Source organism: Streptomyces sp. NPDC000410 (assembly GCF_040300305.1).
Taxonomy (GTDB): domain Bacteria; phylum Actinomycetota; class Actinomycetes; order Streptomycetales; family Streptomycetaceae; genus Streptomyces.
On sequence record NZ_JBEPDM010000070.1, the window covers coordinates 1 to 25,285 of the forward strand.

Annotated in this window: 25 protein-coding genes and 3 pseudogenes; 14 read left to right on the forward strand and 14 right to left on the reverse strand. The window is 67.7% G+C overall.

Translation table 11 applies throughout. The annotated features are described in order from the left end of the window. Positions 1-111 precede the first annotated feature (111 nt). The 5 genes and pseudogenes from ABT342_RS35095 to ABT342_RS35115 all read right to left on the reverse strand — a co-directional run. Positions 112-342: pseudogene (locus ABT342_RS35095) on the reverse strand (IS481 family transposase); the annotation flags it as partial. A 177-nt stretch (positions 343-519) separates the two neighbouring features. Next, the gene (locus tag ABT342_RS35100) at positions 520-1,176 is read right to left on the reverse strand and encodes a phosphodiester glycosidase family protein (RefSeq protein ID WP_351582710.1); all 657 of its coding nucleotides are present in this window, start codon (positions 1,174-1,176) and stop codon (positions 520-522) included. Continuing rightward, a complete protein-coding gene (locus ABT342_RS35105; RefSeq protein ID WP_351582712.1) occupies positions 1,173-1,925 on the reverse strand; it encodes a hypothetical protein in 753 nt (250 codons plus the stop codon). Before ABT342_RS35105 ends, ABT342_RS35100 begins: the two co-directional genes overlap by 4 nt. A gap of 80 nt (positions 1,926-2,005) precedes the next feature. Next, the gene (locus ABT342_RS35110) at positions 2,006-2,686 is read right to left on the reverse strand and encodes a peptidase inhibitor family I36 protein (RefSeq protein ID WP_351582714.1); all 681 of its coding nucleotides are present in this window, start codon (positions 2,684-2,686) and stop codon (positions 2,006-2,008) included. Positions 2,687-3,947: 1,261 nt separating this feature from the next. Next, positions 3,948-5,078, reverse strand: coding sequence for a LysR family transcriptional regulator (locus tag ABT342_RS35115; protein ID WP_351582716.1), 1,131 nt, complete (start codon positions 5,076-5,078; stop codon positions 3,948-3,950). A 186-nt stretch (positions 5,079-5,264) separates the two neighbouring features. Between ABT342_RS35115 and ABT342_RS35120 the strand changes: the two genes are divergently transcribed. Then, the gene (locus ABT342_RS35120) at positions 5,265-5,804 is read left to right on the forward strand and encodes a DUF4158 domain-containing protein (protein WP_351582718.1); all 540 of its coding nucleotides are present in this window, start codon (positions 5,265-5,267) and stop codon (positions 5,802-5,804) included. 257 nt (positions 5,805-6,061) lie between these two features. Beyond that, positions 6,062-6,295, forward strand: a pseudogene (locus ABT342_RS35125) (Tn3 family transposase); the annotation flags it as partial. A 246-nt stretch (positions 6,296-6,541) separates the two neighbouring features. Here the strand turns inward: ABT342_RS35125 and ABT342_RS35130 are convergent. The 5 genes from ABT342_RS35130 to ABT342_RS35150 all read right to left on the reverse strand — a co-directional run bounded on the left by ABT342_RS35130 (position 6,542) and on the right by ABT342_RS35150 (position 10,272). Then, positions 6,542-7,027: an iron chaperone gene (locus ABT342_RS35130; protein WP_351582720.1), complete on the reverse strand. Its 486-nt coding sequence runs from the start codon at positions 7,025-7,027 to the stop codon at positions 6,542-6,544. 55 nt (positions 7,028-7,082) lie between these two features. Beyond that, the gene (locus ABT342_RS35135; RefSeq protein WP_351582722.1) at positions 7,083-7,748 is read right to left on the reverse strand and encodes a glyoxalase; all 666 of its coding nucleotides are present in this window, start codon (positions 7,746-7,748) and stop codon (positions 7,083-7,085) included. Next, positions 7,748-8,269: a helix-turn-helix transcriptional regulator gene (locus ABT342_RS35140; RefSeq protein WP_351582724.1), complete on the reverse strand. Its 522-nt coding sequence runs from the start codon at positions 8,267-8,269 to the stop codon at positions 7,748-7,750. The genes ABT342_RS35135 and ABT342_RS35140 overlap by 1 nt, the downstream gene beginning before the upstream one ends. Before the next feature lie 655 nt (positions 8,270-8,924). After that, on the reverse strand, positions 8,925-9,314 hold the full coding sequence (locus tag ABT342_RS35145) for a hypothetical protein (RefSeq protein WP_351582726.1): 390 nt from the start codon (positions 9,312-9,314) through the stop codon (positions 8,925-8,927). 397 nt (positions 9,315-9,711) lie between these two features. Beyond that, a complete protein-coding gene (locus ABT342_RS35150) occupies positions 9,712-10,272 on the reverse strand; it encodes a CchlQ (protein ID WP_351582728.1) in 561 nt (186 codons plus the stop codon). A gap of 616 nt (positions 10,273-10,888) precedes the next feature. Between ABT342_RS35150 and ABT342_RS35155 the strand changes: the two genes are divergently transcribed. From ABT342_RS35155 to ABT342_RS35165, 3 genes are all read left to right on the forward strand, one after another. After that, on the forward strand, positions 10,889-11,116 hold the full coding sequence (locus tag ABT342_RS35155) for a hypothetical protein (protein WP_351582730.1): 228 nt from the start codon (positions 10,889-10,891) through the stop codon (positions 11,114-11,116). A 45-nt stretch (positions 11,117-11,161) separates the two neighbouring features. Further along, positions 11,162-11,638: a DUF6924 domain-containing protein gene (locus ABT342_RS35160; RefSeq protein WP_351582732.1), complete on the forward strand. Its 477-nt coding sequence runs from the start codon at positions 11,162-11,164 to the stop codon at positions 11,636-11,638. Positions 11,639-12,484: 846 nt separating this feature from the next. Next, positions 12,485-13,063: a dienelactone hydrolase family protein gene (locus ABT342_RS35165; RefSeq protein ID WP_351582734.1), complete on the forward strand. Its 579-nt coding sequence runs from the start codon at positions 12,485-12,487 to the stop codon at positions 13,061-13,063. Between the two features lie 106 nt (positions 13,064-13,169). On the opposite strand, the gene ABT342_RS35170 is transcribed toward ABT342_RS35165, so the two are convergent. Together ABT342_RS35170 and ABT342_RS35175 are read right to left on the reverse strand one after the other, a co-directional pair. Then, complete coding sequence (locus ABT342_RS35170; protein ID WP_351582736.1) at positions 13,170-14,318, reverse strand: amidase family protein; 1,149 nt, start codon at positions 14,316-14,318, stop codon at positions 13,170-13,172. Between the two features lie 229 nt (positions 14,319-14,547). Then, a complete protein-coding gene (locus ABT342_RS35175; protein ID WP_351582738.1) occupies positions 14,548-15,033 on the reverse strand; it encodes a hypothetical protein in 486 nt (161 codons plus the stop codon). On the opposite strand from ABT342_RS35175, the gene ABT342_RS35180 reads away from it, so the two are divergent. The 4 genes and pseudogenes from ABT342_RS35180 to ABT342_RS35195 all read left to right on the forward strand — a co-directional run bounded on the left by ABT342_RS35180 (position 15,032) and on the right by ABT342_RS35195 (position 18,098). Then, positions 15,032-15,385: a hypothetical protein gene (locus ABT342_RS35180; protein WP_351582740.1), complete on the forward strand. Its 354-nt coding sequence runs from the start codon at positions 15,032-15,034 to the stop codon at positions 15,383-15,385. The two genes, ABT342_RS35175 and ABT342_RS35180, sit on opposite strands and share 2 nt — an antisense overlap. Before the next feature lie 400 nt (positions 15,386-15,785). Beyond that, positions 15,786-16,379, forward strand: coding sequence for an SUKH-4 family immunity protein (locus ABT342_RS35185; protein WP_351582742.1), 594 nt, complete (start codon positions 15,786-15,788; stop codon positions 16,377-16,379). Between the two features lie 224 nt (positions 16,380-16,603). Then, a pseudogene (locus tag ABT342_RS35190) lies at positions 16,604-16,913 on the forward strand (helix-turn-helix domain-containing protein); the annotation flags it as partial. Between the two features lie 417 nt (positions 16,914-17,330). After that, positions 17,331-18,098 (forward strand): GNAT family N-acetyltransferase, encoded by a 768-nt coding sequence (locus ABT342_RS35195; protein ID WP_351582744.1) that lies wholly within the window; start codon positions 17,331-17,333, stop codon positions 18,096-18,098. On the opposite strand, the gene ABT342_RS35200 is transcribed toward ABT342_RS35195, so the two are convergent. After that, positions 18,077-18,589: a hypothetical protein gene (locus tag ABT342_RS35200; RefSeq protein WP_351582746.1), complete on the reverse strand. Its 513-nt coding sequence runs from the start codon at positions 18,587-18,589 to the stop codon at positions 18,077-18,079. The two genes, ABT342_RS35195 and ABT342_RS35200, sit on opposite strands and share 22 nt — an antisense overlap. A 698-nt stretch (positions 18,590-19,287) precedes the next feature. On the opposite strand from ABT342_RS35200, the gene ABT342_RS35205 reads away from it, so the two are divergent. From ABT342_RS35205 to ABT342_RS35225, 5 genes are all read left to right on the forward strand, one after another. Further along, positions 19,288-20,520, forward strand: a complete 1,233-nt coding sequence (locus tag ABT342_RS35205; protein ID WP_351582748.1) for a hypothetical protein — start codon at positions 19,288-19,290, stop codon at positions 20,518-20,520. 230 nt (positions 20,521-20,750) lie between these two features. Further along, positions 20,751-20,921: a 50S ribosomal protein L32 gene (gene rpmF / locus ABT342_RS35210; RefSeq protein WP_351582750.1), complete on the forward strand. Its 171-nt coding sequence runs from the start codon at positions 20,751-20,753 to the stop codon at positions 20,919-20,921. A gap of 5 nt (positions 20,922-20,926) precedes the next feature. Continuing rightward, positions 20,927-22,147, forward strand: a complete 1,221-nt coding sequence (locus ABT342_RS35215) for a GTP-binding protein (RefSeq protein WP_351582752.1) — start codon at positions 20,927-20,929, stop codon at positions 22,145-22,147. Positions 22,148-22,280: 133 nt separating this feature from the next. Further along, positions 22,281-23,324 (forward strand): permease, encoded by a 1,044-nt coding sequence (locus ABT342_RS35220; RefSeq protein WP_502965669.1) that lies wholly within the window; start codon positions 22,281-22,283, stop codon positions 23,322-23,324. Beyond that, positions 23,321-24,097, forward strand: a complete 777-nt coding sequence (locus ABT342_RS35225; RefSeq protein WP_351582754.1) for a TIGR03943 family putative permease subunit — start codon at positions 23,321-23,323, stop codon at positions 24,095-24,097. Before ABT342_RS35220 ends, ABT342_RS35225 begins: the two co-directional genes overlap by 4 nt. Before the next feature lie 249 nt (positions 24,098-24,346). Here the strand turns inward: ABT342_RS35225 and ABT342_RS35230 are convergent, their stop codons facing one another. Then, positions 24,347-25,048 carry a 2-phosphosulfolactate phosphatase gene (locus tag ABT342_RS35230; protein ID WP_351582756.1) on the reverse strand — a complete coding sequence of 234 codons (702 nt, stop codon included), beginning with the start codon at positions 25,046-25,048 and terminating at the stop codon, positions 24,347-24,349. Positions 25,049-25,285: the final 237 nt, after the last annotated feature.

Sequence of the window (25,285 nt, forward strand, 5' to 3'; positions counted from 1 at the left end):
GGGTATTTACGGGGTGCTGCCATGGTGCTGGTGGGTCTCCTTCGCCAGGACCGTAACCCTGGCATCAGGGACTCCACAAATCTCAGTACAGCTCAAGGACCAGGACCAGTCGATCCGTGCGGAACCCAATTCGCGGGCTCGACACAGATCGACAGACCCTCTCCTCGACAGCGGCCGGGGGCCGGTGCGGCGTCGTGCGAGGCCGGCTGGACCGGTTGGGAAAATCCGCCTCTCCCTCGGTCCTCCATCCGCGCATCGACTTGTGGGCGGTGGCACGCAATAAGCCCATCCCGGCTGCCACGTGGGCGACCGGGCGGCCCGATGCGGCCGTTCGACCAGCAACCGCCTCCCGAAGACCGTAAGCCGGGCCCTACGGTGGGACGCGAAGCCCTCCGTGCGGTGAGTTCCTGGACAGTTCCCACCACAACGGAGGTCTTCGCCATGTTCAAGACCCAGCGAGTGTCAACAACGCTCGTGATCAATACAGCCAGGCCAGCAATTCTCCGACGTGGGGCGGACTCAGTTGGCCGGGAGCAGGCGCGGGAGGGTGTATCCGCCGGGTTCGGCGTAGACGGCGTCGTAAACGGGCCTCTCCTTGCCGCCCGGGTTGGCGATCGCGTTCTGAACTTCGCCCTCGACGACGAACGTGGTGGAGCCGCCTCCGTCCAGGTTGAGCGCGTCGACGGCCCCGAGATCTTCCATGATCTTGGCCAGGTCGTAGATCGGCACGCCGAAGCGCTCCCCGTCGGTCGTCGAGGTGACGGTGACCAGGAGGGTGCGTCCTTCGCCGTCCGTTCCGATGGCCGTACGCGGGTCGTTCTTGATGACGCTGTCCATCTTGGCCTCGACACGACCGTGACGCATCAGCAGGTGGGTACCGTTGATGACGTCGATGGACGGATAGGCGGGGTTGAGGGGAAGGTCTTCGGCCTCCACTGTGTCGGCGTCGGTGCCAATGTCCGTGGCGCGCTGTGTGTAGGTCAGCTTGGTACCGACCTTCGCGTGGTCCTCAAGCCATTTCTTGCCGGACTCCTCGGGCTTGTCCGGCGTACCGATGCCCTGCAGGACCATGCCGCCGACGGGGATGTCCATTCCGCCGCGCGTGGACGTCTTGCGCGTGACGATGCCGTTGGCGTCCACGGCAACCTCGACACCCTCGGCGTTGTCGGCCTTCACCCAGTCGGTGTGGCCGGGCAGCGGCGTCTTGTGTCCGTAGGCAGAGGTGAAAACGACGATCTCGCTGTCATCCTCGAAGGTGGAATGACCACCGTCCATCTCACGGCCGTACTCGTCGAGGTAGACCTTCTTGCCCTCGGCGTTCGTAGTGTGTGGAAGGTGTCGTCGTCGGGACCCTGCTGGCAGAAGGGGATCCAGCCCGGGTAGCGGTTGACGCCGTCGACCGCACGTGTCGCGTCATCGGCGGGATCCGCGGTCCCTTCGCCCGAGCGTATCTCGAGCGCGGTGGTGATCCTGGCGAAGTGAGGGCGGCCGTGCTGGAGAACTACGGCGTTCTGTCCCTTCATGCAGGAGGCTCCCTGAACGATGTCCTCCTGAATCGACGTCACCATCGGGACCGACCGGTCCTCGGATATCTCCTCCCCGGGGGCCTTCTGGCCCTTGTTGGGGACGGAATAGCTCGCGTTGACGCCCACGTACGCCTCTGTTGCGGTGCCGAGCATGGCTGTGGTCGTCTCCTTCACGCCCACCGCCGCGCCCACCGTGCTGGCGAGGTTGAGCGCTCCCGCGTCGGGGTCGATGACGGCCACACGGACGACGAGGGGGCTGTTGGCGCTGGAGTACGTCGTACGGATGATGCCGTCCGTTACTTCCATGCGGTGGGCCGTCAACCCGTCCAGCTTCGAGACGATGTCGTTGCGCGTGGGATCGGAGACCGCGGTCGCCGCGGACTGCGTCAGGACCAGCATGGTGAGAACGACAGGCAGGGTCAGAGCACGGCGGGCACGGAACGGGGACCGCGCCGCAGAGTGTGCGGAGGTCATCATGGTCAGCACTTCGCTTCCGAGTCTGCGAGCTTGTGGGAACTGACGGACCGCTGGACGAAGCCGGGAAGCGACGTCTCCCGTCCGGGCAGGACGACGAACGTCTGGAATGCGGACTGGCCGTCCTCCCACGTGTAGCCGGGTTCCGGGTAGAAGCAGGCCACCTGCTGCGACCTGTTCGCGACGGACACGAGCTTGTTGTCCCACGTGGCCGAGTACTTCCTGTTGCCCAGCACTCCGTCGCCGAGGTCCTCGGTCTGCATGGCCACGCCTCCGACACCTCGCCCGCTGGGCTCCTGGAAGATGCACACACGGCCCGCGTCGCAGCGTTCGAACCCGGTACGGCAGCCGGCCTTCGATTTGGCGAACTTGTGCGAAGCCGGGGTTACTTTCTGTTCGCCGGCCTGGTTTCGGGGCAGATCCGCCCCGGAGTGGGCGGGCAGGACACTTTGCATTTCCGTCCCGCCGTAGCTCGGATCGTCGTACAGGCAGGCCCAGTACGCGGTGTTGTTGCGGAAGGACACAAAGGCTTTGTCCTTCAATGCCGGATCATTTCCGTAGTCGAGGAGCGCCCGGGGCGACACGGCGACCATCTCCCCGTTCCCGCCGCTTCCGGTGTAGAGGCAGAACTTCTTCTCCGGGCAGTCAGCGTACGCAGCCTGCGCCGGCCCTGCCTGCAGCCACATCAAGGATGCGGCTACCAGCACCATCATCAGCCCGAGAACGGGAAAGCGGCATGCGAATTGTTTGATTATTTTCACGAGCGGAATCCTTACTTCGGGGATTAAGCAACGAACGCATAGTCACTGACGAGTCCAGCCCGGCGTACAACCGGTAATGCCGCGGCAGTAATCGGGCCGGCTGGACTGCCTTGTCCTGGCGGACGGTCAGCAGCCGGCGGCCGGCATCGCATACGGGAGTCCCGACGGCCAACCGGTACACCTGCCCAATATCAAGCCGACTGGGACGGACACCAACTGGTCCGGCCCCTGCTCGTCTAGAGCAGTAGGCGGACGCGGGCGGGCACTGGCCGCCGCACAGAACGGCAGGTCCACGCCGCCAGCGCAACCACTGGCAGGAAGTGAGAAGAATCGCCCCGGCGTCGCAGGCCCGGTGTCACGACGCCGGACGTCGCGAACTCACCGGTGGGCACCAACCGGCATCGCTGTGGCCGGGGTTACTTGTCCCGGCCCCCTGCTCTGACCGACTGGTTGAGGAGGGCTTCAGCGCCGCGGATGAGCCCGTAACCGGATTTCATCCAGCCGCGCCATGCCAGCCTGGGCTCGCACGTTCGCACATTCCCACTGCTGAACCACTGCGCCGTCCACGCCGCTTGGGGTGTTTCACTTCGGGGCTGGATTCGGAATGACCAACCGCCGGACATGCCATGACCATCACCGATGCCGCTACAGTAAAGGACATCGAGCGCCTCTTCAGAACACTCTCCTTGAAATCCCGAGAATGATACTCAAAAACAACAGCATTGAACGCCGCGAATTTTCCTAAGTGGAGGCATAGAGTCGTCCCACTACCTCCATTACAGGTATCCACAGATCCGCCCCTCATCAGGTGGGCACGCAGCGACGATCACCAGGACACCCTTCGGACACCAAGGGGAAGTTCGCAACAAAAGAGTGGTTGGTATGCCACGCATATTGTGGTTCGGGGCGGCGGGAGTGAACAAGTATCAGATGTTCTTCGATTGGTGTGCGCGGTTCATCGATCGACGACAGGCCTGTGTGCGAACCGACGTCTGCCCGTGCAGCAGCGGTGTCATCGGCACGGGCCGCTCCTCCATCCGGCGTCGCGGGGCGCCATGAGCTGGTGCCACAAGCCCCTGCGTCGACGATGCCGCGGCGCTGCGCAGGCAAACGGCAGCGGCGGTTTTGCAGTTGTGTGGTGTGCAGCTCGCCGTCGGCACCATGGATCGGCCGGAGTGCGGCCGCATCATGCCGGTCGGGCAGTGGTGCGGTCGCCTCGTCGCCTGGGATCAGTGCCCTGCAGCAGGCGGAGGAACGTCTCGGCATGCGAGGTCAACCCGGCCTTCGGCTGGATGACGGCGTACTCGATCAGTGGCCCGTCGCGGTAGGGGATCCACACGGTGTCCGGGCGGCTGTAGTACTGCTCAGCTCGCGCACATGCGAACGTCACTCCCCTGCCGGCTCCTACCATGGAAAGGGCCTCCTGCCAGTATCCGGCCTCCACGCGAGCGATGGGCCGGCCCAACGGGGTTTGTGTCGGGTAGTGATAGTCCACCCAGTACGTGGGAATGCTTCCTGTGAAAGTGATCACCGTGGCGTCTGCGAGGTCTTCCAAGCCGACCGACTCGTATGCAGCGAGTCGGTGGCCACGCGGCACCATCAGCCGACGCTCCTCGGTGAACAGGACGGGCCCCACGGTGAGGTCGGGTTCACGCACGGGCAGCTCGGTGAGTTGCATGTGGACCTGGCCGCTACGGATCGGCCCCAATGGGTCGGCGAGCTGGATCTCGTGGATCTGCACCGTGGACTCCGGGTAGCTGCCACGAAACCGCTCTGCTGCCTTGAGGACGAGATCGGCCGCCATCGGACTGGAATATCCGACCCGTAGGACCCTGCGCTGGTCCCGGCCGGCGGCGACCGCCTTGGCGATCGCGCGCTGGACCTGTTCGTGGGCTGGGAGCAGTTCATCGCGGAGATCCGCTCCGAGCGGAGTCAGGGACACCCTGCGGCTGGTCCGCTCGAACAGCGGTGCACCGATCTTGCGCTCCAGCTTTTGAATGATCTGACTGACCCGGCCCGGGGCCGCTCCGATGCGTTCCGTGGCTCGACGGAAGTGCAGTTCCTCGGCCAGCGTCAAGAACGCCTCGATCTCGTGACGTTCCATGACCCGCCCCTTGTCTTGAGGTTGTTGTGACCGGCTTTGATGGTAGATGACAACGAAAATGCTGGAACCTCGGCGTGCCGGGCTTGACGATCGGCGGGTTCTCATCGCGTGCACGGGGCGAGGCCAACGGGGGCTGGTCATGACGAGTGAGAGACGCTTGCCGAGAAGCGCGATCAGCTCCCACTGCAGGTTGCGCTGTTGGTGGCGCGGCACTCCAGGCGCCCTTCTCCATGGAGAATCACGGAGGCACGGCATGGCGGATCCCAGCGACGGCGGCAAAGTAGCTCACAGAGAACCGGAGAGCGACCCGGATGTGAATCGTGCGATCCACTTTGGGCTTCGTGAGGCGTCGAAGCAGCAGAACCTGGAGAAGCGGCTCGGCTTCTGCCTGATGCTGAAGTGCTTCGAGATCGGGGTCGGTTCCCCGATCTGCTGGAGGAGATCCCGGCCGCCGCGATGGAGTACGCCGCCGGTCTGGTCAGGGTCCCGGCTGCCGACTTCGCGAACTACCCCCAGACCGGCCGGACTACCGGGTGCCACCATGCGCAGGTCCGGGAGGCTCTGGGGTTCCTGGCGGCGACGCTGGAGGACGAGGAACAGCTGACGGCGTGGCTGGCCGCGGAGGTGTGTCCGGTCGAGCTGGTGAAGGGCCGGCAGCGCGACGCCCCGTTGGCCGAACGCCGGACGAGGAACATCGAGCCGCCCGGCCGGACCTGGATCGAGAAGGTCCTGGTCGCCGGGCGGGGGCCCGCTGGAGAAGGCGTTCTGCACCCGAACCATCGAGCGCCTGGGCGATACAGGCACGGCCGGCTGCTTGCGCTGGTCGCGGAGGACAACGAGGACGGCATGGCCCTGCTGGCCGCGCTCAAGCGCGACCCGGGCCCCGGTCGGCCTGGACTCCCTGCCGGCGGAGATCACCAAGCTGAACGACGTACGTAAACTCGGCCTGGCTGATGGGCTGTTCGCGAACTGCCCGCAGAAGCTGCTTGGCCGCGTGGCGGGCGCGGGCGATCAAGATGTACCCCTCGGACTTCCGTGACACCGCCGAGGACGTACGGATCACACTGCTCGCGTCCCGGTGTTCCTCCCGTCAGGCGGAGATCGCCGATGCCCTGGTGGATCTGCCGGCCGCCCTGGTACAGAAGATCAACGCCCGCACCGCCCTCCAGTCGTCTTACAGCATGTACTACCGGCAGATGCTGCCGCCGCTGCTGAACACTCTGGGCTTCAAGTGCAACAACATCTCCTACCGGCCGGTGAAGGAGCACGCCGAGACCTCGATGGTCGCCCTGCACCTGTTCCGGAGCAGTCTCGTGCACATCAACACCCTGCTGCTCCAGCAGGTGCTCGCCGAACCGGCCTGGACGAAGAAGCTGAGCGACGAGGACCGGCGCGGGCTGACCGCCCTGTTCTGGTCGACCATCCACCGGTACGGAGCATTCCGGCTCGACATGGACAAGCAGCTCGGCCTGGGGCTTTCCGTCATGGTGCCCCGGCCACGCCCCCCCAGCCCGTCTCAGCCTTGCCTGGCTGAGCGCGTCGGTGGAGGGCAGAACCGACGCGTTCCGGCTAGCCTTCCCCCGGGACCAGCCGGGCCGTGGCGGCGCATTGTGCCAAGCGTGTGCACATCTTCCACGGCTCGGCCACTTGCGCCGCTGGTTCCGCCCCGGCCGGCCTCAGCCCACAGCCTTCTTGACAAGCGCGCTGATGCGCTCTTCGTCGGCTGCGGTCAGCTCCCTCACGGCGTAGGCGGTCGGCCACATGGCGCCGTCGTCGAGTGCCGCCTGGTCGCTGAAGCCGAGCGTGGCATACCTCGACTTGAACTTCTCCGCGCTCTGGAAGTGGCAGACGACCTTGCCGTCTCTGGTGTACGCGGGCATCCCGTACCAGAGCTTGGGCGCGAGGTCCGGAGCGGTGGTCTTGATGATCTCGTGGATCCGCTCGGCGAGGACGCGGTCCGCCTCCGACATCTCGGCGATCTTCGCGAGCACGTCCCGCTCCGCAGCCGCCTCCTTCTCCGCCCGGGACGAACCGCGTCGTGCCGCCGCCTTCTTCTGCGCGCTTGCGTGCTCCTTCATCGCGGCCCGCTCCTCGGCGGTGAATCCGTTGTACTTCTCGGTGGTCGTGCCGGAGTCCTCGGCGGGCGACTTCGTGGACGGCATGGCAGGTTTCCTCTCGTACAGGGTCAGGCGGGGCAAGGAGTGCGGGGATCGGAAGTCAGGACGGCGTGGGAGCAAGCGACGCGGCAGCCTCCCAGGCGAACCCGTCCGGGTCGGTGAAGGTGTCGGCGGTGCTGCCGAGGACGATGCGGTGCGAGCCGGTGCCGTCGGCGGGGACGCCGAGGTCCTTGGCCAGGCCGCGGCGCTTGTACAGTGCCAGCTTCACGGGGCTGGACTGGCCGGGGGCGAACTCGGCGTACTTGCCGCCGAAGCTCTTGGCCACGGTCAGGCCCCGGCCGACGTAGAACTGCTTGGTGGCCTTCACGTCCTCGACGCCGAGCAGCAGGACAACCTCGTCGATCTCGCGGGTGGCGGGGCCGGTGTCCTTCTTCGCCGAGGTCGCGATCTTCCAGATCGTTCCGTCCGGGGCCTGGACGACGCCGCCGTAGCCCCACAGCGACTTCGCGGCGGGCTTCAGCACCGTGGCGCCGGCGTCCACGGCGGCGCCGACGAAACCGTCGACGGTGGCCGGCCCGGACACCGTGAGCCCCAGGGTGAAGCCGCGGAATCCGGTGGAGTGCGCCTCGGACGCCCGCAGGCGTATGTACGTGTCCACGCCGAACGCGGTGTAGAAGCGGCGGGCGGCCTCGGGGTCGGCCACCTCAAGGGTGACGGACGCGAGGGACGTGTTGGCTGCGGTGGAAGTGGTGGTTGCCATGACCATCACGCTACGGGCTGCGCGGCCGCCGGGGCTTCTCGATTCCTGACCGGTCTCGAGACTTGCTTCGCCACGCACGCCGGCATCCCCTCCACCTTGATCGCCGCCCCCGCCTCGCGGGCCGTACCCGCACCATCGGCGTGGTCGGCCGCCGCATCTGCCGCCTGGCGCCGGAAGGCCCCGGGCGGCATGCCGACCAGCTCGGTGAATCGGGTGGTGAACGTGCCCAGCGACGCGCAGCCGACCGCGAAGCACACCTCGGTGACGCTGAGGTCGCCCCGCCTCAGCAGCGCCGTCGCCCGCTCGATGCGACGCGTCATCAGGTACGCGTACGGCGACTCACCGTAGGCGGCTCGGAACTGCCGACTCAGGTGCCCGGCGGACATGTTCACATCACGGGCGAGCACCTCCACGTTCAGCGGCTGCGCGTATTCCCTGTCCATCCGGTCGCGGACGCGGCGCAGCCGCGCGAGATCAGCCAGGCGCTGCGCCTGGACGCGTGCACCCCGCCATTCAGGATCACCCATGAGAACCCTCCCCTTTGTCTTTCATCTTCCCTTTCCATCGACGTCTTCGAGCGTCTGGGGGTGCCCGCCTCGGCAAGCACCCCCAGACGCTCGGTTCAACGAGGACTCTGACGCGCCCCTGGCGGGCGACCGGCGGGGACGGCACTTCCGATCTGGTGCGCCGCCGCGTTCCCTATGGTGGTCGCGATATCGGCCCGCACGGCCGCATCGATACCCGCACAGCTCAGCGCAGCTCCTGGATGCGGACCAGGGAACGCCCTCGACCTGTTCTGCCAGCATGGTCATGCGGTTGTGCTTCCTTCCCACGAAGACGACCGTGTGGTCGGCATCGGCCCGGGTGGAGTCACCGCGTGGCAGAACTGTGATGAGTCACCCCGCTGAGCGGCGGACGAGCTGCTCATCAAGCCAACGGGGTGGGCCAGGCCGACGCCTGCACCCCAGCAGACATCTCGAAAGCAAGGCAGCCCGTGGGCGCCAGGGTGATGTCGTGGGTGCGGCCGGGCCGGGCGGCGGATGTCCAGATCAGGCCGGCCCCGTGCTCAGGAACTGCTCCGCCGCTGCCCTCCTCACTGAACCCGGTCCTATCCCCCTCCGGCCTGGTGTGGGACCTTGGCCTCGAATCCGGGAAGAAACGCCCATTGCGGTGCTACTGCGGTCACTTGGGTGTAGGGGACGGAGAAGCAGTGAGGGGCTTGTCCCAGTTGATCTTCATCTGATCTGGGTCGCTACGACTGACCTGGCAGGGGTAATTCTTGGACACCGCGACGATCTGGGCGACCTGAATGGCGTTCAGTACAGGTTCTCGCGAGCCCTCGCGGTCCGGCTTGCCGGGAACGTGCACGCGATAGCGCACGAAGTAGCTGTAGTTGGCGCCATGAAGATCGTCACCCTGCCTGATGTCGATCACCGTGAGGGTGCAGGGGATCATGTCCGTGCCCTTTTCGGGCTCCTTCTTGGGCTCCTGCCCATCGTCGGATCCGCAGGCGCCGAGTAGCAGGCATATGGCTCCCGTGGTGAGCAGGTACGAGAACTGCCGGACACGCATGTCGTCTCCTCATCATGACGCCGACCTCGACCGGTTCGTTGTCGACATCGCTGGGAAGGACCCTGAAGGAAAACGCAGGCAACCGCAATGTCCGCTGAGCCCTGCCGGCCTCAGTCGGCAGTCCGGCCTTCGGCACGGGATGGTGCCGCCGCCGATGGACAGGTCTGTCAATCCCCCCAGCCCGCGGATCCTCACCCCCTTCGCCGACGCTGAACGACCTCTGGCAGGCCCGCGACCTGTGTCAACCTCCGGAACTCGGCTTCCAGCCGAAGTCCTGCAGCCGGACACCCTCCGCCTGACCCGCCACGGCTCCAGCACGGCTGGGTCACGCTTTGCCGGTGCCCTGGGTGTCATCGCCGGGACGCCCTGGTCCTGCTCGTCGGGGACGGGGCCGGGGTCAGCGCTGCCCGGACGCCGTGTCCGCCCCGCGCTCCCCGCAGTGCGGGCAGCGCTCGCGGCCGTCCCACGCGGACCAGCCGAAGTCTGTCGGGGTGAGGGCGTGGCCCTCCAGTTCGTCGCGGACGGCCTCGCGGTAGGCCCAGACCGCCTCCAGGTAGGGGTGGTAGATGTCGTGGAACGCGGGGGTCGAGATGGCGGCGCCCGCGGCGACCGCCTTTCGCAGGGCGCTGAGGCGTTCGAACATGGTCTGGCCCGTGCCCGCGATCCGGGCGCTGGCGTCGATGAAGAGGCGCTCGCGCACCTCGTAAATTCGGGCGTCCGTCAGCGCTACGCGGCTCGCCTGCTCCAGGTCGCTCTCCCCTGCGCCGTTCTGTGCGAGGCGGCGCAGTTCGGTGTGGGCCGCGCCCGCCGCCGCGATGAACTCCGTGTAGACGTCCCGGCGGCGCGCCTGAAGGCCGCGGCGGTGTTCCTGGCGGGTGCGCAGGCGGTCGGCCAGCACCGTGCCCGCTATCGCGATCAGACCGCCGCCCAGCGTGGCGACCAGCGTTCCCCACTCCACCCCGTGTCCCCCAGTCCGTGTTGCGGGGACGCACGCCCTCCGCGCCGTCCCGTCCCGCAGATCATGCCCGACGGCCGGGGGGCCACGCCGACCTGGTGGTGCTGCGTACGCCGCACTGCGATCAAGTCGCGGTCGACGTCATCCCGGGAGAAGAACCGTCGTCGGTTCCCCGCCGAACATTCCGTACGCCTCGACCGTTATCCGTACCCGGCATTGAGGTGTCAGCGACGAGCGGCTTGCCTCGGGCCCGACCGCCGTCCCAACGTCGTCCTGGACCCGTCCAAGGCATACCTGAACGCCCGCTTCACCGAGTCACAAGGCCAAGCCAGCGGCACCCAAGTGTTCCTGGAGATTCGGGCACGCGGTTTCCGGGGCAGCCGCCAGGTCGTCCGCAAACACGTCGCTGCCCTGCGCGCGGGCACCTGCGAGCCGGTCCGGGCCTACATCCCCAGTCCCCGCGAGATCACTTCCTGGATCATGCAGCCCCGGGAGACACTCACCGAGAGCCAGGACGAACGGCTGCTTCAGGTCCGGCTCGCCTGCCCGGAAATCACCCGGGCCTGCGATCTCGCCCGAGCCTTTGCCGATCTGCTCCGCCACCGACGCGGGAACCCTGTTGCTCGAACGGATCCGGCAGGCCAAACAGGCCGCACCGGAGCCCATGACGGGCTTCGCCGGCTTCCTGCGCCAGGACCTCGACGCCGTCACCGCCGGACGCGCCCTGCCGTGGAGCTCAGGGGTGTTCGAAAGCCGCGTGAGCCAGGTGAAAACTCTCAAGAGAGCAATGTATGGCCGAGTCTCGTGCGAACCCCTGCGGACCCGCATCCTCGAAAACGGCCCATGAGACGGTCGGGCACGGCTCACCGAACATCACCGAGGAGAAGGATCCATGAGAGCGTTGCCCGCCGTCACCAGCCGTGATGAGTTCGATGCCCTGGTCGTCAGAACCGACTACCAAGACGACCAGGCATGGCAGGACGTGACGGCGGCGCTCATGGAGCCCTGGGGAGACAGGCAGTACGAGGCGCACGTCCACTTCGTCGACGATCCGGCCTGGGCAGGCGCGATCGTTGATGAGGTGCTGACCGCGGTCTGCGGCGACGACGACCTGGCCGTTGTCTTTCTCGCAGACCGCGCAACCATGCAGGCCGAAAGCCACCCGCTGCTCGCGGTCACGACGCTGACGCGAGAGGAATGCGTGAACGAAGAGGACTACGAACAGCTGACCGAGTTCGGCCGCGAATTCCGCACCACCCCCGCAGGGGTCCGCGACGTCCACGCGAACCTGAGCATCGGCAACCTGGGCTTCGAGGAATACGCGGCATGGGCTCACGATGATCCCGAGGGGATCTACCGGTCCTACTGAACGGGGCTCACAGAACTGCGGACAGCCGGACGGCAGAGTCGTCGGGAATGCCCCGCCTGTACTGGCGGTAGAAACTGGAGGTCCCGCTGAACAGGCTCATGGCGTGGTCCCTTCAGGGGCGGCGAGGGTGCGGATGAGGAGGCCGCGTGGGGAAGGGCGGCCGCCAGGTGGACATGCTGCCGCCCGGCGGCGGGCGGCATGTCGGGAATCGGCGGTCCTTTTGGCGGTCCACACGGCACGGCGCCGACGTCGAGTGCCCCGGGGCGCCGCAGACCCAGTCGTCGCCGATGTGAAACATGCTGGCCGCCCCACGTGGTGGTGTTCACCTGCGCAGACCCCAGGACTACCTCCACCGCATGTGGTCCACGGCCTTCCCTGCTGCCGACCTCGCAGCCGCTGCCGAGCACGGCCAACAGGCCATGACCAACGACGCGAGGCGATCTGGCGTAAACACGCGCTGAACGCCGAGGGCGCACTCAAGGCCGCGCACACAGAGATGACTATCCGGTGTATCCGCATCGGTGAACTCCTCGGTGAAACAAGTGACTTGGAAACCGCGTAGACCGAGGAATCCGCCCAGCGGGTCACCACCGAGAACACCACCCCCAATCAGCGACTCCGCCAGATCACCGCAGAGAGCAGAGAATCGCACCCTCGACGAGCGACTCAAGGCCGCCCGTTCGAACCTCCGCTTCCAGGACTGACGCGTCGCCGTCCTCGAAGTGCGCCTCACCGAACCGGGACCACCGACCTGATCCTGTCCCGGCCGAGGCCCGCGGATGTCAGTGCTGCGGGCCATACTCGTGCCGCGGCGCCGCCCGGGCACCGCAGCACGAGGGGAGCGACATGGCTGAGGTGCTGGTCTTCCACCATGGACACGGGCTGACCGCCGGCGTTCGCGAGTTCGCCGAGCAGCTGCGAGGGGCCGGACATACCGTCCACGTCCCCGATCTGTATGAGGGGCGGGTATTCGACAGCCTCGAGGAAGGCATCGGTTACGCCGAGAACGCCGGGTTCGACACGGTCACCGCGCGCGGAACCGCAGCCGCCGAGGGGCTGCCTGCGGAGCTCGTCTACGTCGGGTTCTCGCTCGGCGTCCTGCCGGCGCAGAAGCTGGCCCAGACCCGCCCCGACGCAAAGGGCGCACTGCTGCTCGAGGCATGCGTCCCGGTCTCAGAGTTCGGCGGGACCTGGCCCCAGGACGTCCCGGTCCAGATCCACGGCATGGACGCGGATCCGTTCTTCTCCGGGGAGGGCGATGTCGACGCCGCCCGCGCGCTCGTCGAGACGGCCGCCGATGCCGAACTGTTCCTCTACCCCGGCGGCAGGCACCTGTTCACCGACAGCAGCCTGCCGTCCTACGACGAACAGGCCGCAACGCAGGTCAACCATCGGGTGCTCGACTTCCTCGACCGCATCAAGTAGGGGCATCAACAACCTGACCCTGTCCGGCGGACGGGCCGTCCCACGAAGCCACCCGGACGAGCTACAGCAATGATCCCAACTCGCCCCCCTGTCCCCGGCCCAGACGCTACGCGGACCGCACTATGCGATACCAGCGTTCGGCGGCGGCAAGGAGCGTGATGTCGGCGTCATGGCGGGCGATCAGTTGGAGTCCGACAGGCTCGCCCTTGTGCGTCGTTCCGGCAGGCAGCGTGAGTGCCGGATGACCGGAGAGGTTGAAGGCCCAGGTGAGTGCCACATTCATGCGCGTTCCGGGGCCGTCATGGCCGTGCGGGGGGTGTGGTGTGGTGGGGGTGGCCATGAAGTCGACCTGGTCGAAGACTGCTCGCAGGTGCTCGTTGTTGGCCGAGGTCAGGGCCTCGGCCTCTGGATCGGGGGTACCGGCGCGCAGAGCGGTCCATGCAGGGGCGGGATCGTTCAGCGCCACCGGATGGTCGACGACGCCGCACAGCCCGGCGTGCGCGGCCCGGTGCAGGGCGCGCCGGGCGGTGTCTGCGACGTCCGGGTCGGTGGCGGCGTACCCCAGTGTGGGCGACCAGGCCACCCTCAGCGGTGTGGCTGATGGGGGTGTGGTGGTGGGGGCGACCGTGTGGAGGTAGGCAGCGGCGTCACGCGGGTCGCGGGTCAGTACGCCGGGGGTGTTCAGTCCGGCGCGATCCCGGGCGGGCAGGAGCCCGTTGGTGGGTTTGAAGCCGATGATTCCGCACCAGGCGGCGGGGATGCGGACCGATCCGGCACCGTCGGATCCGGTGGCGAGCGGGACAAGACCAGCGGCCACCGCGGCTGCGGACCCGGCTGATGAGCCGCCCGGTGACCATGCCGGATCCAGAGGGTTGAGGGTGGGACCGCGGTCGGTGGAGCCGTAGGTCTGCCAGCCAGTGTCGGCGCGGGGGACGGAGGTCGCTCCGATCGGCACACATCCAGCACCGATCAGGTGCTGGTTCTGGAACGAGGTCGGGCCCTCGCCGGCCTTGACCCCGATCGGTACCCCGGCCAGCGGCAGGCGGGCCCCACCGGCGACCGCGACATCGGCCTCCGCCGCTGCGGCGCGGGCCGCGTCCGCCCAGATGGTCGTGAAGGCACGCAGGGCACCGTCGCGGCGGGCGGTCAGCTCCAGGGCGGTGTCGACGACGTCGCGGGCGGTCACCTTGCCGTGGTTGACCAGATCGGCAATCTCTACGGCCGACAGCGACATGTACAAGTGATCTTCGAGCATTCCGTCTTCCTCTGTCGGTGGTGGTCAGCGCGCCGGGCCGTGCATTCTGTTGGCACTCTGCGGCGGAAGGCTCGCGGCGCTCGGATGGATGCCGCCGGCGAAGCTGCCGTCGGTCTGCGGGCCGAACCCGGAGGCGACGACCACCCGGTGGTGGGGGCGGATGTGCTCGGGGGCAGGCAGACGGGGCTGCCGGCGGTGGAGACGACGATGTCCGCGCGGGCAGCCCGCTTCAGGTCGGTCGCCCTGACCGAGTGGCACCACGTGAGTCCCCTGGTCTGTCAGGAGGCGGACCACTCCGCGGCCGACGAACTCGCGCCCCCGCGACGGCGACCGTGGCGTTGGTGTCGAAGGCCTCCACGATGCGGCTGATGCCGTCCGCGGCCACGCAGGCCCGCTGAAGGGAAAAGTCCTCCGGGAGGCCGTCGATGTCCTTGGCCGGGTCGAGCCGCTGGACGAGCGAGGTCAGACGGGCGGGCGGCGGGAACTGTACGACCACTGCCCGGGTCGCCTCGTCGGCGGTGCAGGCATCGATACGGGCAGCGAACTCGGCGGCGGACACCGTGCCTGGCCGCACCAAGTGGTCGACGGTGATCCCGGGGTGTGTGAAGGCGCGGACCTCCTGCGCAGCCGATACACGTGAGGCTCCCACAGTACGCCAGTGCGACTTCGTGATCGCGTCGGTGGTGTCAGTGGTCCCGCTTACTGTGGTGGGCATGGGCTATGACGTGCACATCACCCGGCGTACGCCGTGGTGGGAGGAAGAGGGTGAGCTGATCACCACGCAGGAGTGGGCGGCGGTGGTCGCTGCCGACTCCGCACTGGAGATGGTTCGAGTGGCCCGGGGTTCTCCGCGCGGCCGGGATGCGGTGTTGGAGTACCGGCACGAGTGGCTGGCACAGATGGTCACCCACCCCGAACGGGACGCCCACGGCGCCTGGTTGGACTGGCGAGAGGGGCGGGTCGTGGTGAAGAACCCGGATGAGGTTCTGCTCAGGAAGATGCGGGAGATAGCTGGGGTGCTGGGGGCGCGCGTCCAGGGCGACGACTGTGAGTACTACGACGAGTGACCGCTGCCGGCCGGCAGCAGGAACGGCCACCGGGTGGGGGTTGCATGGACTCCTGAAGATCGTGCGGCGGCCGAGGGCCATGGCGTGGCCCCTGCCCGACGGCGGGCGATGTTCGACCAGACCGTGACCCGGATCGCGGGACGGTTCCGGCGGGTGGAGCCTCGGGCTGCCTCGGACAGTGCGTCCTGACGTATGTGCTCGTCCAGCACCGTGGCATGGCTCGTCATCGCTCTGGTGGCCCTATGGGAGGCCTTCGCCGAGACCAGGTGAACCGGGCTCATCATGCCGGCCTTCACTGGCGTGCCATCGCTGCTCCCGGCGATCACCGACTTCGCCGCGGCGGAGTACGTAAACCCGAAGACGGGGATCCCGAAGCGTCACCAGATCCAAGGGCTCACCCATGACAGACAGGTCCAACATGCTTACCCACATCACACCAGAAGCTGTGATCGAGGGATTCGGTCTCACCTCCATCACATACTTTCCACAGGCAGCGCCTGGACACCTGCATGGGCCGACAGCCGACTTCCTGGCAACTGTCGGACTCCCAGAGAGTCAGTTCTTCGGCCCTCGGATGGATCTGGAGGACGACAGTGCCCAGAGACTGCGTTTCGGCCCCAGCTTGAAGTCGTCCTTCGAACGAGCCGGATCCGAACTGCCGCCGGAAGCGCAGGCATGGGAGGAGCTCGGGGGCTTCATCTACGCCACAGTCGCACTGGACCCGCGGGACGGGCAGATCTACGCCTTCCCGGAGGGAGAGAGCGACTACCAGCCGATCCACGCGGACGTCTCCAGCCTCGTACACGCTCTCATCGTCCTGAACAGGGGACGGGTGGACTGCCTGAGGCTGGGACCGGACGACGACGAACAGCGTGCACACATCGTGGACCGCATGACTCGGGAGATCAGCGCTGTCGACCCAACACCCTTCATGGGCGAAGAAGGCGAGTGGGAAACGCTCTTCGACCAGATCAGACTCGACATGTGGCGATGAAGCAGCTGCTGTCACTTGCGTCATGGGCACACGGCTGCCCCGAGCGCGATGCGCTGCTCATCTCTCTGAAGTTGACCAGGACCGGCCGGCTCTACCACTGGCTCCAGCCGGGGTGCGTAAGGAAATAGTCCGTGGTGGTGAACTCCTCGCCGCTGTTGAAGTGCACGACGAGCGCGAAGCCGCCGGCCGGCGGCACCGTGAACATGGGCCACGCCGACGGGTAGTGGAGCCTGCCGCTGCAGGACCGGTCCTGCTCGTCACCGCTTACTGGCGAACGAACCTGACGCTGCGGCAGCTCGCCCCGCTGTTCCGGGTGTCCAAGTCGACTGCGGACCGGATCGTCGATCAGCTCGGGCCATCACTGGCCCTGTGGCAGCGCAACGCGGTTTCCGCAAGGAGACCGTGCTGATCGTGGAAGGCACCCTGGTGCCCACCCGTGACCACACGGTCGCCGAGCAGTCGAAGAACGACCAGTACCCCACCGGACACCAGGTCGTCAGCGACGCCGACAGCCACTTGGTCGTCGTGGTCGGCGACTTCCTGACCACGGTCGGGCTGCCCAAAAGCACGTTCCCCGGCTGGACCTCGAGGACGAGAGCCTCTCCCGGCTCGAGTGCGGCCCAAGCGTCAAGGCGTCGTCCTAGAGGAACGGTGTCGAGTGCCCACCCGAGGCTGGACCCCGCTCCCTTCGCCGACCACGAAGGCGCAGGCCAATGGCCGAGCCTCTTCGAAGAAGTCAACCTCGGCATGTGGGGCTGACCACGCCAATGCGACCGTGACGCGTCGCCGGCGGACCGTCGGTGCTCACTCGGCCACACCAGCTCCGCCCGCATCCGCCGCAGCTTCTTCGACGGCGGCCCTGCGTCGTCCAAAGTCTTCCCCGGGCACCTCCACCGCAGGGCAGTCGCCCTCCTCAACGGCGCTGTTTCCGCTGGGGAATATGCTCGGTACATGCACTCCATGGTGGATCGGCTTACAGGGTACGCAGAGATCCTTGGGAAGGTGGGCGACAACCCCTACACGCGGATGGCGATGTCGCGTCAGTCCACCGCGTATGTCACCGGTCATGCAGTCGCCTGGTTCACTCCGACCCCATGGGCGACCCTGGTCTCACTGAATGGCAACACGGACTCCGCCGAAGAGCTGTTCCTGCGGCTCTACCGGTCGGGCGGGATTCCCGCAGGTGCTTGGCTGAGGGTGCCGCTTCCCGCTCACCGCTTTCGCGGTATCCCGGGAGTCCGTCTGCGGGAGGAGTGGCAATTCCGCTGGATCTGCGGCGAACCGTCCGAGCAGAAGGGGGAGACGGAGGTGGTTCGTATCCCAACGGCCCAGTACGACGAGCTGGAGGAACTGCTGCGGGAAGGGAATCCTGACACCGTGGTCCGTGCCCGGGGGCGGGGTATTCACGAGTGGTACGGCATCCGAGAGGGCGGCAGGCTGGTGGCCTGTGGTGCGGACCGGAGTCTGGGAGGCGTCGGGTACCTCGCGGCGATCACGGTGCGACCGGGCTTTCGCCGCAAAGGGCTGGGCACGACACTCACCGCCGCCATGGCGCGGAGGCTGACTCCCGCGACAGGGGCTGTCGCCCTGGGGGTCAACACCGCCAACCACGGTGCCATCAAGCTCTACGAGCGGCTCGGCTTCCGCGAGTCGGTGGAGCTCGCGACGTTCGAGGTGGCCAGTGAGGACGGCCCCCCTCACTCCGGATCGGCGCGCTGAACGGGAAGCCACCGCTCGTTGCCGAGCTGCCACCGCTCCCGCTGCTCGTTGGAGGCGTGGTTCTCCAACCACTCCCACAGACGCTGAATGTTGAGGCCGACTTCACTGGAGAGCGGAACGAACTGATGCCGGAAGGAGGCGGCATACCACCAGTAGAAGGTGTCACCGAACAGCCGGGGAATATGTTTCTCCGCAATGGTGTCGTGCTCGATCGCCAGCCAGAGACGTTCGAAGAAATGCACGACCAGCCTCAGGTCGTGAGCTGTCTGAGGGCCCAGCTCCTGTTCCAGTTCCAGGTAGGTGCTGCCCTGGTGGCGTCTGACCGCCGCGCCCGCTCTGTAGCGGGCGGCCAGCAATTCCGTGCCGTGCAGTTCGCGGTGCATCTCGAACGCCATCACCAGGCGGTCGCGCCGGATGGTGGAGACCCAGCTCATCCCTCCACCCACCAGGACCCCGAGGACCGTTGTCAGTCCGCCGATAAGGAACTCCACCCGTTTCCCCCTCCAAAACGGCCGTCTGTTGCGCAGATCGTCCTTGATGCGGTTCCCGCCGGGCAAGAGCAACGGCAGACCCGGCCGGGGAGGCTCACCGGAGGCAGAAGTTCCGGGAACGGACACACGCCGACACAGCGGCTGGAAGGAGTCGTTGAACCGCTGCGGGGAGGCCGGCCTCCTACGGGCGCCCGCGGAGCGGGCATCGCGCCGCTGACATCGTCCGCATCGAGGTCGTCACCGAGACCGAGCAGGGTGACGCCGAAAAGGTGCTGGGGCGTCTGATCGGGCGGACCGGACTCCTGCGAACGCCTGAGGCGGACACCGTCGGCTTCGTCCACCGCACCTTCCACGACTGCGGTGATCCCGGAGAAGGCCGACCAGCCGCCAACCGCAAGAAGAAGGGACGCTCCGGCGGCCGCCCGGTCGGCTCGCGCCACCTGTCCAGTAAGCAGACCACCGAGCCGCCCCCTCCCCCGCACGAGGGAGGGGAATGGTCCGTGGGGCTGATGCGACCGGAAACGGACCCGGCAGAGCATGAACGGTGAGGATCAAGGAAGCTGGAGATCACGGTGGTTATTCCCGCAACGGCACAGACACACGAGGAAGCACCGCGCCTCGCCCCGGCACCCCGCTGGACCGGGTGGTCACGGCGGTGGCCTGAGTGGGCGCCTGCCGCCGCCGTGACCTGTGGCGCGGTGTACGCCATCGTCGAGGCCACCTGGGCCGTGGCGGGGACCACGGTGCCCTTCACCCTGCACACCCCCTACTCGCCGGTTGTCCAGCTGATCCTGGCCGGCCTGGCCGTCGCTGCCGGTATCGCCTGCCGGGCCACCAGGCGACAGCTGGACCGGCCTGGCCGAACAGCGGTGTGGGGTGCGCTCATCCTGACCACCCCCGTGTTCGCGATGGGCACGACCGGACTGCCCGCCTACTTCGTCGCCCTGGCGGCCGGTTCCGGGCTGGAGAGCGCCACGGGCCTGGCCCATGTGCTGCTGAGCACGGCCCTCACCGCCGTCCTCGCCCTCGTCGCTCTGTCGTACCGCCGACGGCTGTCCGGCGCATGCCCCCGCTGCGGGCAGGAGCACACCGGCGGCCACGACGCCCCACTCATCCATCCTGGCGCCACGACCGCCTCCCGGCGCACCAGGAGGCTGGCCTACCTGCTGATGTGCGGGATGCTGCCGTGGGCCGGGGCAAAGACCATCTGGACGCTGGGTGGTGACGCGCTCGGCATCACGGCCGAGAAGTGGAAGGAGTCGAACTCCGGCGGATCGGAGGTGGCGCAGGCGCTCGCCGAGGCAGGTATCGATGTCACTGTGCTGGCCGCGGGACTCGGATTCTTTCTCCTGACCGGGCTGATGTACCCGTGGGGGCAGGTGTTTCCCCGCTGGACGCTTATCCTCTCCGGGCGCCGTGTACCGCGTCTGCTGCCCTTGATCCCGGGCTGGCTGACCGGGCTCGGACTGTCGGTGTACGGGGTCTTCCTGGTGATCTACGCTCCACTCGCCGCCCTCGGAGTGCTGCCGGCACCCGAACTCGACACGGATCTCGGCGCCACCCTCTCCGGAACTCTCTGGCTGGCCGCCTTCGGTGGAATGGCTTTCGGCGGCCTGGGCTTCGCCCTCCTCGCGGCCGCACGCTCCTACTCCGCCAGGACCCGCCCCGTCTGCGCCACCGCGACGCCCCCGGAAGCCCCACCGACCGAGACGGCCCGCGCAGACGCAGGTGCCTCAGCGGCCCCGGCCGACCAGCGAACTGCCGGCGCGGGTGGGATTCGGCCCACGGCCACCCACCGGCAGGAACGGTTCGATCAACTCCCCTTCGTCATCGGTCATATCACCACGCACCACAGCGGACTTCCACCAGGCCACGAATGCCTCGCGCGGCGCATCAGCAGCCCCGTGATCCGAACCCGGCGCAGGCCCTGACAGGCCCCCAGCGCTGCGCGCTGAGCTGACGAACCACCGCACCGTGCTCGGCGGGAGCCCACTCCGCAGGCTCGGCGGCCTCTTCGGCCCGGACGACCGGTGAGCACGGTCCCGGTGTCGGCACGGTGCACTTCGAGATCCCGATGCCGCGGTGACGCACAGCCCACATTAGGAATGGAATCCATTTTCATGTAGCGTCTATGTCGCACCGCCCAGAGAGGACCCGAACCATGGCTGTACCCAAGCGGAAGATGTCCCGCAGCAACACCCGTCACCGCCGTGCCCAGTGGAAGGCGATCACGCCGCGGCTCGTGCCGATCACGGTCGACGGCGTCGCCTATCTGGTGCCGCAGCGGCTGGCCAAGGCGTACGAGCGCGGTCTGCTGCGCCCCGAAGGCTGACGGGCATGGTCGAACGACTGCCCGTCACCGTCCTGTCCGGCTTCCTCGGAGCGGGCAAGACCACTCTGCTCAACCATGTGCTGAGCAACCGTCAGGGCCTGCGCGTCGCGGTCATCGTCAATGACATGAGCGAGATCAACATCGACGCCGCACTGGTCCGCGGCGGCGAGGCCGCCCTGTCGCGGACCGAGGAACGCCTGGTCGAGATGACCAACGGGTGCATCTGCTGCACCCTGCGCGACGACCTGCTCGAGGAGGTCGACCGTCTCGCCCGCGAGGACCGCTTCGACTACCTCCTCATCGAGTCCAGCGGCATCTCCGAACCGATGCCCGTCGCAGCGACCTTCGCCTTCCCTCGCGACGACGGCGCCACCCTCGGTGACCTGGCGCGCCTCGACACCATGGTCACGGTCGTCGACGCCGCCAACTTCCTGCCCGAATTGGCAGGTGGGGACGGGCTCGCCGAGCGGGGACTCGACCAGTACGAGGACGACGAACGCACCGTCAGCGACCTGCTGATGGACCAGATCGAGTTCGCCGATGTCATCGTGCTCAACAAGCTCGACCTCGTCGATGCGCCGACCGCCGACCGGCTCCGGGCAGCTCTGGCACGTCTCAACCCGGTGGCCAGGGTCGTGGCCGCCACGCGTGGGCGCGTGGGCCTCGGAGATGTGCTCGGGACCGGTCTGTTCGATCTGGAGCGTGCGCAGCAGGCCCCGGGCTGGGTCATGGAACTCAACGGCGATCACGTCCCGGAGACCGAGGAGTACGGCATCTCCAGCACGGTCTTCCGCTCCGAGGCGCCGTTCCACCCGGGCCGCCTGTGGACGTTCGTCACCGAGGAACTCGACAGCGGAACGTTCGGACAGATCCTGCGCTCCAAGGGCTTCTTCCGGCTGGCGAGCCGCCCCCACGTGACCGGACTGTGGTCGCAGGCCGGCTCCGTAGCCCGCTTCGAACCCTCGGGCGCCCTGGACGCGGACAGCGACGCCCAGGGCCAGGAACTGGTCTTCATCGGCACCGGCCTGCACGCCGAGGAACTCCAGGCCGCCCTGGTCGACTGCCTCATGGAGGAAGGCGAGAGCCTCCCGGCCGTCGATCCGTTTCCCGCGTGGGACACCTACGGCATCGACGACGCGTGCAAGCACGAGCACGTGTCCGAGCTGGGGTACGCGCACGAGCACCGCCGCGGCCACGAGCACGCCGAGCTCGTACCGCAGATGTGAATCCTCCGGGTTGGGCAGTGGTCGCAGCCACGGCACTGCCCAACCCGGTACGGGGGTAGCAGAGGCTGCCTCCCCCGCAGCAGCGGATCCCGCGGCTGACGTGATGCCTCTCCCAGACACAACCGGAGCTGACGTGAACGAACAGGACGGGTCGGTGAAAGACCTGCGGGTCGGCATATCCGGGCGGCCCACGACGGGCACAAGCCCGGACCGCCCCGCCCCGGCGTCGGTCCTCGTCGCCGGGGGCGTGTCGGCACTGGCGCTCGCCGGGCTCGCCTGGACCGCAGGAGCGGTGGACTGGCTGAGTCACCCCGGCTTCCGTGCGTGGCAGACGATCTGCGTGGCGATCACCGTTCAGGCCATTCCGTTCCTCATCCTGGGCACGCTGATCTCCGGAGCGGTCAGCGCCTTCGTACCGGCGCATGCGTTCAGCAAGGCGCTCCCGCGCAATCCCGCACTCGCGGTGCCGGTCGCGAGCGCTGCCGGTATCGTGCTGCCGGGCTGTGAGTGCGCCTCCGTCCCCGTGGCAGGGAGTCTGATCCGGCGGGGCGTCACGCCGGCTGCCGCTTTCGCGTTCCTCCTGTCGGCGCCGGCCGTCAACCCGATCGTTCTGACGGCTACGGCCGTTGCCTTCCCGGGCAGTCCGGAGATGGTTGCCGCCCGGCTCATCGCCTCACTTGCCGTCTCCGCTGCGATGGGCTGGCTGTGGCTGAGGCTCGGGCGTCCGGAGTGGCTGCGGATGTCGGCCCGGCATACCGGCCATCAGCACGGGCACAGCCGATGGGAGGAGTTCCGGCTCGGCTTCCAGCACGACTTCCTGCATGCCGGCGGATTCCTCGTACTCGGCGCGATGGCTGCGGCGACCTTCAATGTCGCCGTGCCGCGTTCGGTGCTGGACACGTTCTCAGGATCGTTCTGGGTGTCTGTGCTGTTCCTGGCAGGGCTCGCCGTCGTCCTCGCCATCTGCTCGGAGGCCGACGCCTTCGTCGCCGCCTCGCTGACCGGCTTCTCGCCCACCGCCCGACTGGCGTTCATGGTGGTCGGGCCCATGGTCGACGTGAAGCTGATCGCCCTGCAGGCGGGAACGTTCGGCCGGTCCTTCGCCCTCCGGTTCTCGGCGGCGACCGCCGTGGTCGCCGTCGTCTGCAGTGTTCTCGTCGGGTGGTGGCTGCTGTGAGACGCACGTTCCAGGCGCTGCTGCTCCTGGTGACCGGGGCAGGGGTACTACGCGTGTCGCTGTTCAGCGACATCAGCCTGCGCTACGTGAGGGAAGGGCTCCAGCCGTTCCTTGTCGCGTCCGGAATCGTCCTGTGCGCCATGGGAGTGATCGGCGCTCGCCGCGACGGGATGCTCCTCTGGGGCCGCCAGGGGTCCGACGGGACCCTCGGCGACGCCGCCGCGCACGCGGAGCACGGGAACGGGCACGGGCACGACCACACTCGTGGCCCTCTCGTCGCCTGGCTTCTGCTGCCGCCCGCGCTGGCACTGCTCCTGTTCGCCCCGCCGGCCCTGGGCTCCTACACCGCGGTACGTGACAACCCGAAGATCGTCGAGGACGAGGACTACGAGCGCTTCGAGCCACTCCCCGCCCACGGCCCCGCTCCCCTGTCGCTGACCGAGTTCATCGCCCGGGCGCAACACGACGACAACCAGAGCCTCAAGGGCCGCACCGTACTCATGCAGGGGTTTGTCACGCCGGGCAAGGACGGGACCTGGGATCTGACCCGGCTTCTGGTCGCCTGTTGTGCGGCCGACTCCCAGTCGCTGACCATAACGATGCACGGAGCGGAAGCACCACCCGCCGACACCTGGGTGAAGGTGACCGGTACGTGGCACCCGGGCGGCACTCTGGGCACCACTTCGGCAGCCCTGGCACTCGACGTCGCAACGATCCGGAGCATTCCGCAGCCGCGCGTCCCGTACGTCGACCAAGCCCCTTCCATCGGCTGACAACCCGCTGTGGTGGAAGACGCGAACGGTTCGGCGGAGGCGGAGTCTGTGCGAGCCGCCGAGATCAGGACGCCTCAGCCAACTCACACACGGGACTGTCGCCGTCCCCGGGTGATGCCCGGCGCATCGCCGTGGCGGAGCGTCCGGACCCGCCTGTCCGGACGGGTGAACAGCACTGGGAGAGTCTCGCGGCGGACAAGCTGACCGGGTGCCGGCTATCGCATGGCGAGAGTTGGACCTCGCCCGCGATCAGATCGAAGCCTCGTCGGCCGGCGCAGGCACGGCGCATGGACGGAGGACCATGAGCGAATCCTCCAGGGTCGCCACCATGGCCAGAGGGAACCGGTCGAGCTCAAGACAGAGCGCGACGTCGTCAGGATGGACTCCTTGACGCACACCCTCCGCCAGTTCGGCGGCGGCGCGCGACTCGCCGGCGCGGCGGAGGAACTCAGCTGCGTCCGTCCCCGCCTCGGTGGCCCTCCGAGCGATGTACTGAGCACACGCCAGATCTTCATCGGCCTGCCCATCCTCGCCAGTGACCACGAACGTGACACTGTCACCCCCGCGTGTCCGCAAGAGCTGAGCCGTTGCCTCCGCCACCACGAAGCTGGCGCACAGCACCAGCGACGCCTCCTTGACCGCGAGGGCGCCGACCGTCCCTGCCGTGGTCTTCTGCACCACGGTCCGTCCGGCAAGGTCAACAGACCGCAGCAGGCCCGGCGAGTTGACCATGTCGAACCCCGGCGCGGGCGAACCGTCTTTGAGCGCCATCCAATCCGGGTGGCGGGCCTTGAGCGCCAGAGCTTCGTCCAGCGACTCAGCAAGAACGATCTTTTCCGCCCCCTGGGCAAAGGCCCAGGCAGCCACGGTGAAAGCACGCATGACGTCGACCACGACCGCCACGGGCGGGGCCTCGACCAGCTCAGCGATGCCAACAAAACGAGCGTCCATACCGACCATGATCGCGCACGCCCGACTTGAAGCACCCGGACAGTGATACACGTGACATCGACGGTCCCGGACGCGACACATCCGGCTGCCTGCGTCGCAAAGGTGGTCCGCAACGACACACCTGCTCCATCACCACACAGGGTGAGCTGTACTGAGATTTGTGGAGTCCCTGATGCCAGGGTTACGGTCCTGGCGAAGGAGACCCACCAGCACCATGGCAGCACCCCGTAAATACCC